This window comes from Chryseobacterium sp. NRRL B-14798 (assembly GCF_050470705.1).
In the GTDB taxonomy this organism is placed as follows: domain Bacteria; phylum Bacteroidota; class Bacteroidia; order Flavobacteriales; family Weeksellaceae; genus Chryseobacterium; species Chryseobacterium cupriresistens.
In genome coordinates, this window is record NZ_JBFLUL010000005.1 from 5,107,401 (window position 1) to 5,115,993 (window position 8,593).

The 8,593-nt window shown below is 37.0% G+C and carries 10 protein-coding genes; 6 read left to right on the forward strand and 4 right to left on the reverse strand.

Translation table 11 applies throughout. The features are described 5' to 3' along the window. Positions 1-11: 11 nt before the first annotated feature. From AB1278_RS23345 to AB1278_RS23355, 3 genes are all read right to left on the reverse strand, one after another. Entirely contained in the window at positions 12-1,133 is a 1,122-nt protein-coding gene (locus tag AB1278_RS23345) for an efflux RND transporter periplasmic adaptor subunit (RefSeq protein ID WP_429811687.1), read from the reverse strand. A gap of 398 nt (positions 1,134-1,531) precedes the next feature. Then, the gene (locus AB1278_RS23350) at positions 1,532-2,296 is read right to left on the reverse strand and encodes a LytR/AlgR family response regulator transcription factor (RefSeq protein ID WP_429811728.1); all 765 of its coding nucleotides are present in this window, start codon (positions 2,294-2,296) and stop codon (positions 1,532-1,534) included. Then, on the reverse strand, positions 2,293-3,411 hold the full coding sequence (locus AB1278_RS23355) for a sensor histidine kinase (RefSeq protein ID WP_429811731.1): 1,119 nt from the start codon (positions 3,409-3,411) through the stop codon (positions 2,293-2,295). Before AB1278_RS23355 ends, AB1278_RS23350 begins: the two co-directional genes overlap by 4 nt. A 229-nt stretch (positions 3,412-3,640) precedes the next feature. Here AB1278_RS23355 and AB1278_RS23360 point away from each other — a divergent pair, with 229 nt between their 5' ends. Then, positions 3,641-4,465 carry a universal stress protein gene (locus tag AB1278_RS23360; protein WP_429811704.1) on the forward strand — a complete coding sequence of 275 codons (825 nt, stop codon included), beginning with the start codon at positions 3,641-3,643 and terminating at the stop codon, positions 4,463-4,465. Positions 4,466-4,580: 115 nt separating this feature from the next. Here AB1278_RS23360 and AB1278_RS23365 read toward each other — a convergent pair whose 3' ends face one another. After that, positions 4,581-5,528 carry an NADP-dependent oxidoreductase gene (locus AB1278_RS23365; protein ID WP_429811734.1) on the reverse strand — a complete coding sequence of 316 codons (948 nt, stop codon included), beginning with the start codon at positions 5,526-5,528 and terminating at the stop codon, positions 4,581-4,583. Positions 5,529-5,648: 120 nt separating this feature from the next. Between AB1278_RS23365 and AB1278_RS23370 the strand changes: the two genes are divergently transcribed. The 5 genes from AB1278_RS23370 to AB1278_RS23390 all read left to right on the forward strand — a co-directional run bounded on the left by AB1278_RS23370 (position 5,649) and on the right by AB1278_RS23390 (position 8,481). Further along, positions 5,649-5,996 (forward strand): winged helix-turn-helix transcriptional regulator, encoded by a 348-nt coding sequence (locus AB1278_RS23370; protein ID WP_238349670.1) that lies wholly within the window; start codon positions 5,649-5,651, stop codon positions 5,994-5,996. A gap of 219 nt (positions 5,997-6,215) precedes the next feature. Then, the gene (locus AB1278_RS23375; RefSeq protein ID WP_202841999.1) at positions 6,216-6,761 is read left to right on the forward strand and encodes a hypothetical protein; all 546 of its coding nucleotides are present in this window, start codon (positions 6,216-6,218) and stop codon (positions 6,759-6,761) included. A 13-nt stretch (positions 6,762-6,774) separates the two neighbouring features. Continuing rightward, the gene (locus AB1278_RS23380) at positions 6,775-7,419 is read left to right on the forward strand and encodes a hypothetical protein (RefSeq protein ID WP_429811713.1); all 645 of its coding nucleotides are present in this window, start codon (positions 6,775-6,777) and stop codon (positions 7,417-7,419) included. Positions 7,420-7,432: 13 nt separating this feature from the next. Continuing rightward, a complete protein-coding gene (locus tag AB1278_RS23385; RefSeq protein ID WP_120232385.1) occupies positions 7,433-8,203 on the forward strand; it encodes a sensor histidine kinase in 771 nt (256 codons plus the stop codon). Continuing rightward, the gene (locus AB1278_RS23390) at positions 8,200-8,481 is read left to right on the forward strand and encodes a response regulator (RefSeq protein ID WP_429817317.1); all 282 of its coding nucleotides are present in this window, start codon (positions 8,200-8,202) and stop codon (positions 8,479-8,481) included. Before AB1278_RS23385 ends, AB1278_RS23390 begins: the two co-directional genes overlap by 4 nt. Positions 8,482-8,593: the final 112 nt, after the last annotated feature.

Below are 8,593 nucleotides of genomic sequence, written 5' to 3' on the forward strand. Positions count from 1 at the left end.
AGGTTATACAACTATTTCAAAGGAACAGTGTGTGCCACCACCTGTGCTCCGTCTGTAAGAGCATCAATTCTGTTAATGGCAATCTTATCTCCTGCCTTCACACCTTCTTTGATAAAGTAATCCTGGGATGTACTTCCTGAAACGGTAATCTGTGTCATTTTCACTTTATCCTTACCATTCAGTTTATAAACAAAGAATCTGTCCTGAATATCTTTTACAGAGGTTTTCGGAAGTTTAATCACACCATTAAGGGCATTATGAATCATCACTCTGGCTGTTCCTCCGGCTCTTAATAATTTATCCGGATTCTGGAAAACAGCTTTCATCTGAATACTTCCGGTATTTCTGTCGAAATTTCCGCTGGCATTTTCCAGTTTTCCTTTAAGAGAATAAGTGGAACCGTCTGCCAGGATAAGCTCTACATTTTCTGCTGTATTTCCTGATGCTGCCGCTCTGCTGTGCGCAATAAAATCAGCTTCATTCATGGAGAAGTACACATTCACGGTGTTGATGCTTGAAAGCGTGGTTAGTGGTGATGGATCAGACGGGCTGATAAGATTTCCTACTCTGTTCGGAATTCTGCCTATGTATCCGCTCACCGGTGCTTTGATATACGTAAAATTGGCGTTAATCTTTGAGGATCCCAATGATGACTGTGCCTGTGCAACCTGTGCTGATGCCGCTTTATAACTCGCCTGAGCGGTTTTCAGCTGCATATCGGAAACTACTTTTCCTTCTACAAGAGGTTTCAGTTTTTCTACTTCAAGTCTTGCTGTTTCCTGTGCCGCCAACGCTGATTTCAAGGCTGCTTCATTGGTATTGACCTGCTCGTTGTACACAGATGGATTTATTCTGAAAAGGGTCTGCCCTTTATTTACATACTGCCCTTCTTTGATATATACTGCCTCCAGATATCCCGTTACCTGTGCTTTGATATCCACATTGTCCTGTCCTTCTATGCTTCCCGGATATCCTGTAGACACATCTGCATCTCCGGATTTTACCTGAATAAAATCTGTAGGCAATGCCTGCTGCATCTGCTGAGTATTTTCCTGGCCGCTCCCAGAACCACACGAGTACAATATGGCTGCAGCTGTAAGTGAAAGTACCAGATATCCTTTTCTGTAATTCATAACATTGGTTTTTAAATTTTACAGGAGCAAAATAACTTCATCTTATAGTGATATTCTTTCAGAAGTTGGGTGAAGTGTCATTAATCGCAGATGAAACGTATGATAGGAAAAATGAAAAGAAAACCGCTATTTTCCTTTGTAATTATGACAAAAAAGAGATTTTTATGGGGAAATAAGAGTGAAACCATTAAGGATAAACATATGGATTTCACAAGTAAAACGAAAAAGAGGATGTCTCAAAAATGTCATTCTGAACACGGACTGAAAGTCTGCAAACGAAGTTCATAAATGTAGTGAAGAATCTCATGTATTGGGATATTGATGAGATTCTTCCTTCGTCAGAATTACATAGGTCAAATTATTTGACTTTGAGACAGCCTTGTCTGTATTTTCCAGAATTAATAATCCATCCAGGATTTGAAAACGGAAGCTTTCTCCCGGCTTACAATCACTTCCATATCAGGCTGTTTCCTCAACTCCAGCTTTAGTTTTCCATTAAAATGATTAAAAATCTGTTTTACGGAATTGATATGAATGATAAATTGTCTGTTGGCACGGAAAAAGAATTTAGGATCCAATTGTTTTTCAAGTTCTTCCAGGGTTTGGGGAACATTTTCTACCACTCCCGTATTCAGCATGGCTTTGCTGATTCCCAATTCGGTATAAAAATAGAGGATATCTTCTGCCAGCACGGTCTTATATCCATCTCTATGGGCAATGAGAAAACGTTTTCTGTAATCTTTCGGCTGGATATAATTTAATAATCCTTCAATGGCTGTTCCTACTACCGGGACGGCTTCCATAAAGGTTTCATAGCGCTTTAAGGCGGCATCCAGCTCTTCTTCTTCAATAGGTTTCAGGAGGTAATCTACACTATTGTATTTGAATGCCTGTACAGCATATTCATCGTATGCTGTTGTAAATATGACGGCACTTTTAACTTCATGCTTGTTAAATATTTCAAAGCTGAGGCCATCTGCAAGTCTTACATCCATCAGGATAACATCGGGAACCACATTATTTTCCAGCCAGTGTACTGTTGAGGTAATCGAGTCTTCCACAGACAGAATTTCGATATGGGGTCTTAACTTCAACAACAGTCTTTTTAACCTGTCTGCATTGGGTCTTTCGTCTTCAACAATTAAAACTTTATTAATCTTCATATCAATGGGAGTTTTACTATAAATTTATCTTCTGTTTTTTCAATCACAGGTTTAGGATATCCTAAGATTTCGTATCGTGCAATGATATTGGTAAGCCCTACTCCTGAGGAATCCGGCTTATTGATTAAAGGCAGAAATGTATTAGAAACTACCAATTCTCCTTCAGGGCTTGTATAAACATGAATCTCCAGAGGATTTACCTTTGAAGTCTGGTTATGTTTAATGGCATTTTCAACCAGCAACTGTAAAGACAGCGGAAGGGTGAATCTGGATTTGTACTCTTCCTGAATATCTATTTTGAATATAACGCCTTCCCCAATTCTTTTTTCAATCAAAAAGATATAGGATTCTAAAAATTTGAGTTCCTCTTCTACGGCAATAATGTCTTTTTTGGAATTTACTAATAAGTATCTGTATACTCTCGCAAATTTCTCGGAATAGTCATATCCCAATTGCTGATCTTCCAGGATGAGTTCTGACAACACACTTAAGTTATTGAAAATAAAATGCGGGTCAATCTGAAGCTTAAGTGCCTGAAGTTCTGCCGCCATTGCAGCCTGCTTGTGTTTTGATGCCCTCAGTTTGTGTTGGGCAGCTTCTACTGCTGTTTTTTTCCAGTTTTCCAATAAATAATCAACAGTATTAAAAGTGCTGATAATCAACGATATGACAATATTAGTAGCGATCCATTGTCCAAGAAGTGTATATTCTTTGCGGGAATCCATTTCAGGTAATGTTACTGAAGTACCATCTACAATTGCATTGATAATAATCACAATCAAAACACTTCCCACGATCTGAAGCAAACACTGAATGAATAATCGCTTTACGGTCCTGTTTCTCCAGGGCAGCCACTTATTGAGCGTCCTGTCTATAAAAATACTTACCTCAGAAATAATGATTGAAAAAAAGATAATCCATGTGGCATCTTCCAAAATCATTTTTAAAGGAGCATCAAGGTAGCCTTTCCAAACGGGATCAAAGGGATCAATAAGGTAGGAAAAAACACAGAAAGTGACCACTGCTAACGCCCAGATCACCAGCCTTCTTTTCATGGTGGAAAGAATCTTCTTATTCCGTACTATTTTTTTCCTGATGGCAGAAATCCTGTTCATATCCGGGACTTTATGAATGTAAATATAGAAATAGATTTTATATGAATATCTTCTATTTTGGACGAGACCGCCAAAACAATACCTGAAACGTAAAATAGCAGAGTTAAAATGAATGTGACGGTTCATCACCTGAAAAAGACATTTCATCATCATTTTATGCAACATCACAGTATTTTTATAATCAGGGAATAGCTGTCTATCATAGTTTTGTGGTATTAAATCCGGTATAATGAAAACAATAATTGTCTGCACAGATTTTTCCCACGAAGCTGAAAACGCTACTCATTATGCAGCATCTATGGCTAAAGAAAACAAATACAGGATTGTGCTTTTCAATCTTCAGTCCGTTTCCATCCATGCCCTGAATGCACAGGTTTCAGCTGATTTTTTCTACACTCAAACGCTTAAAAATCAGAAAAAAATGGAGGATAAGGCGGCGGAGCTTAAAAGATTATATACTGTCGAAACCCAGCATCATCTGGCTTCCGGCAATTTTATTGAAGAGCTTGAAAACTGTATGCAGATTCACGATTGTGATTTTATTGTGATGGGAATGGCTGAAAAAACTCTGGAACAAAAGCTTTTGGGAAACAGTGTAACAAGAGCTATCCACAGAATTAAAAAACCGATACTCATTATTCCCGCACATATAGAATATACAGGAATCAGAAAAATTCTTTTCGCTTATGATACGCACAAAAGCATGACCTGGTCTGCCATGAATGATATTTACCACTTTATTAATGAATTCAACGCTGAGATTGAGGTATTCAATGTAAGTGAAAGATTAGAAGATTTTGCTGAGGTTATTCATGATATTGACCTGAATTCCGGGTACGATCTGGATGATATTAAGTACAGCTTTAAAATGATTCAGTCCATTGAAGTCATCAAAGCGATTGAGGAGGAAATAAAACTGACCAGTCCGGATCTTTTAACCATGATTCCTTATAAATACAATCTTGTAGAATCTCTTTTCCATCGAAGCAAAACAGCCATAATGGCCTATAAGAATAAATTACCATTACTATCAATTCCCTTAAACATAGATTAAGAATCAATAAAAATCTGTTCACATTTGAATTATCCTTTTTGCCTGTAAAGGCTAAATTTTACACTTAATCTTGTTTAACAGGACCGGGAATAGATTTCCGGTCCTGTTTTTATTTTTACAGATTTACTATTACTTTTCCTGCAACGCGGCTGGTCTCAACCTCCAGGTGTGCCAGTGCTATGTCTTCAAACGGGAAAGTTTTATAAACAAATGGTTTCAATGCTTCCTGCTTCAATAAGCCCGCAATTGCTTCTGCAGTTTCTTTTTTAGACTGTACCATCATAAACTCAATATTCACCTTTTTCTGCCTGGCTCTCAATGCAATATCCTCAGGAATCTCAGGCGTCGGAAGTGTTATAATAATACCATTCTCTTTTACAATATCTACCGAATCCGACAAAGCTTTTCCCTGAAGGGTATCAATGACGATATCTACATCCTGTACCTTTTCATAAAAGTTTTCCGTTGTATAATCAATATGTTCATCAGCCCCAAGCGACAAAACAAATTCTTTATTTTTACCGGATGATATGCCGATAACATATGCCCCAAAATACTTCGCCATCTGAACAGCAAAATGACCGACACCACCTGAAGCGGCATGGACCAGAACCTTGCTTCCTTTTTTAATTCCGGCAACATCCACTAAGGCCTGATATGCCGTTGAAGCAGCCATTGAGGCCGCGGCAGCCTGCTGATGGGTAATGTTTTGAGGCTTTAATGCCAGATGAGCCGCCGGGGCAGCCACATATTCTGCATAGGCATTTCCTTTTCCAAAAAAATTGACCATTCCGAAGACTTCATCTCCCGGTTTAAAATCAGTTACACTTTTCCCGGTTTCTACGACTTCTCCCGAGATATCCCATCCTAAAATAACGGGCCTCTTTTCTTCAAAAATCCAGTTCAGAACTCTTTCATATGCTCTGGACTTTACATCTACAGGATTAATGCTTACCGATACTACTTTTACCAATACTTCATCATTTCCTATGACAGGCTTATCTATTTCCGTAAATTGAAGATTTTCAACGCCTCCTGCTTCGTTTACAATAACAGCTTTCATTTTTTTTGATTTTAATTATCGGGCAAATGTAGTCTCATCATATCTTTGCAGCAAGTATGTACTTTTTGGTAATCTACATACTAAAAATATACTAATACTGATTATCAAACCATTGAAAAAATGTTAAAAATAAAAAAAGTTACCAATGAGCCATCCTGTCCTGTTGATTATGCCTTTAAACGGATTGGAGGAAAGTACAAAGGCCGTATTTTATGGTATCTTCATCTGAAGACAGTTATGCGGTATGGCGAACTTCGTAAAACCCTTTCTGATATTACTCCTAAAATGCTTACCCAGACTGTCCGGGAGCTGGAAGATGACGGGCTTATCCATAGAGAAGTGTATCACGAAGTTCCTCCTAAGGTAGAATATTCTTTAACGGAAAACGGCACCGAGCTCATTCCTTTTATTGATTATCTGCGGCTATGGGGTGAAAAGCAGATTGAAAAAGAGAGAATAAAAAGGTAAACCGTTTCCTTCAAAACCATGAATGTTCATCATGGTTTTAATTTTATTACTGAAGGAGTACCATTGGATATTTTTAATTAAAAAGAACAAACCTCATAATTCATATTCAACTGAATATCAAAAAGTCGTAAATTTAGTAAAGGATAAAAACAGTGTTTTCACCCTTTTTTATAGTTGTGTCGTTCGCTAATTTTGTTCCATAAAATTAAAACCATAAAAATGAAAACTTCCTTTTTTACTAAGATTTTAAGTCCCTTATGTGCAGCTCTTATTCTGGCATTTTGTCTGCTTAGCTGCACCGAACCTCCTAAAGAACCTGTAAGCAACAGTTATAAAAAGAAACTGATCAGCTACCGTGAAGGGCGAGTTCTTTTTGATGAATACACCAGAACCAATCATGAAATTCTCATGAAGTACAGAAACGGTGAACCCGATTCGAGATGGTACTGGTTTTCGCTTGAAGATATGGAAGGCTATATTAAATATGTAAAAGAAAATGCCAGAAAACAAAAATTAAAAAATCCAGGAATCAGGATCTACATGGGAAAATATCCAATGAATCATCCTAAAAACAGAATGGCAAAACCTGAATATGCAGGTTACCAAACTATATTTTTAGTACCTACTGCCCAAAAAAGAGAAAGAGAGAAGGTTATGGCCAGATCAGCCACCACCGAAGAAAACACAGACGTTACTTCAATAGAATCTATGAATATGACCAATCTGGCCCCGCCACCAAAAACGTTATCGGAAACAATGCCTTAAAAAACACAGCATTATGAACTGGAATATTGAAACAGGGAAACAGATATCGATGACCATTTCCATTGTAGTGATGATTCTAATGGTCATAAAATACAGAAAACCCGGAAAGGAGAATTTATTTTTTATCATAGGATATCTGTTGTTTTCCCTGATTGATATTTCCTGTTATTTCTATTTCAAGCTGACCAATCTGCCTACGGACATCTTCTATGTAATTGGTTTTTTAATGATTGTATTTTTTCTGTACTTACTGTATTATTACCAATTATTATATGTTCCGCTGCTCAAAAAGATACAGACCATCATCCTGGTTCTTTTTGTCCTCAATATTGTTGTGATGTTTTATACAGAAGATGATCTGCTTCATCATTTTTCTTTTAATATGCTCTATGCAGATATCCTCCTGTTGCTGTTTTCAATCATTTTGTTCCTGTACCAAACCTTTAATTCTGATAAAGTATTGGAAATCAAAAATTATTTACCATTCTGGATATCAGTTGCTTTGCTAATATTCTTTATTGGAAGCATCCCGATATTCTTTTTTAGAACTACTGTATCAGAGACTATTTATTTTTTTATTTTATTTATGCTGAATCTGATCAGTAATGGCATACTCATATTGGGTTTAATCTGGAACAAACAGGAAAGAACAAGATAAATGCTTTGCAGATATGGAAGAGAATAATCTGGTCATCATCTTTACGATTACTTTATTCATCGTTGTTTTGACAATGGTCTTCATCTATGCGGTTTTTATCAGGAAAAAAACAACCCTGCTGATTGAGCAGAAGGAAAAAGATCTTCGGTTTGAAAAGGAACTGGCGACTTCCCAGGTAGAAATGAAAGAACAGACTCTCAATTATATCGGGCAGGAATTGCATGATGATCTGGGGCAGAAATTATCTGTGGTCCGCTTACGTCAAAACCAGCTGATTACCAAACTCCGGAATTCAGAAAAAGAAGACCTCATCGAACTCAATGAATTATTGGGAGAATGTATACAGGATATCAGAAACCTGTCTAAAACATTGATTACTGAACAGATTATTCATTTCGGACTGGCAGAATCCATTGAAAGAGAAGTGAAGAGAATTAAAAAACTGAAATTATTAAAAATAGAATTCATCACACAAAAGCAGGATATTGATATTTCGCCTAAACACGGACTGATCCTTTTCAGAATTATCCAGGAAAGTATCAATAATATTCTGAAACATTCCAAAGCCAAAAATGTTTCCATACACATGGAGGATGACTGTGAAAAATTACATATCAGTATCTCGGACAACGGAAGAGGCTTTGATATCAATAGTAATCAGGACGGCTCAGGATTAAAAAATATGGAACTGAGAGCCAAACTGATTCACGCTGAACTATCTATACATTCAGAACTGAATAAAGGAACACAAACTTTGATAACCTATCATAAAAATTTATTATGAAAACAATTCCCATAGCGATCGTTGATGATCATACCTTAATCTCCAAAGCACTGGAGAATATGATCACAGAAAACACTCAATATCGGGTCATTATGAATCATCCCAACGGAGAAGAATTTATTGCAGGCGTGGAAAAAGCTTCTGAATTACCCGCTGTAGTCCTGATGGATGTCAATATGCCTTATAAAAATGGTATAGAAACTACAGAATGGCTTACAGAGCATTATCCTGATATTAAAGTCATTGCCCTTACCATGGATGATGATGAAAGAATATGATTAAAATGCTGAAAGCAGGCGCTAAAGGCTATCTGCTGAAAGATATGCAGCCTTCCATTCTTTTCCAGGCTATTGAAACGGTATTTGAGAAAGGCAGCTTTTATACTGATTT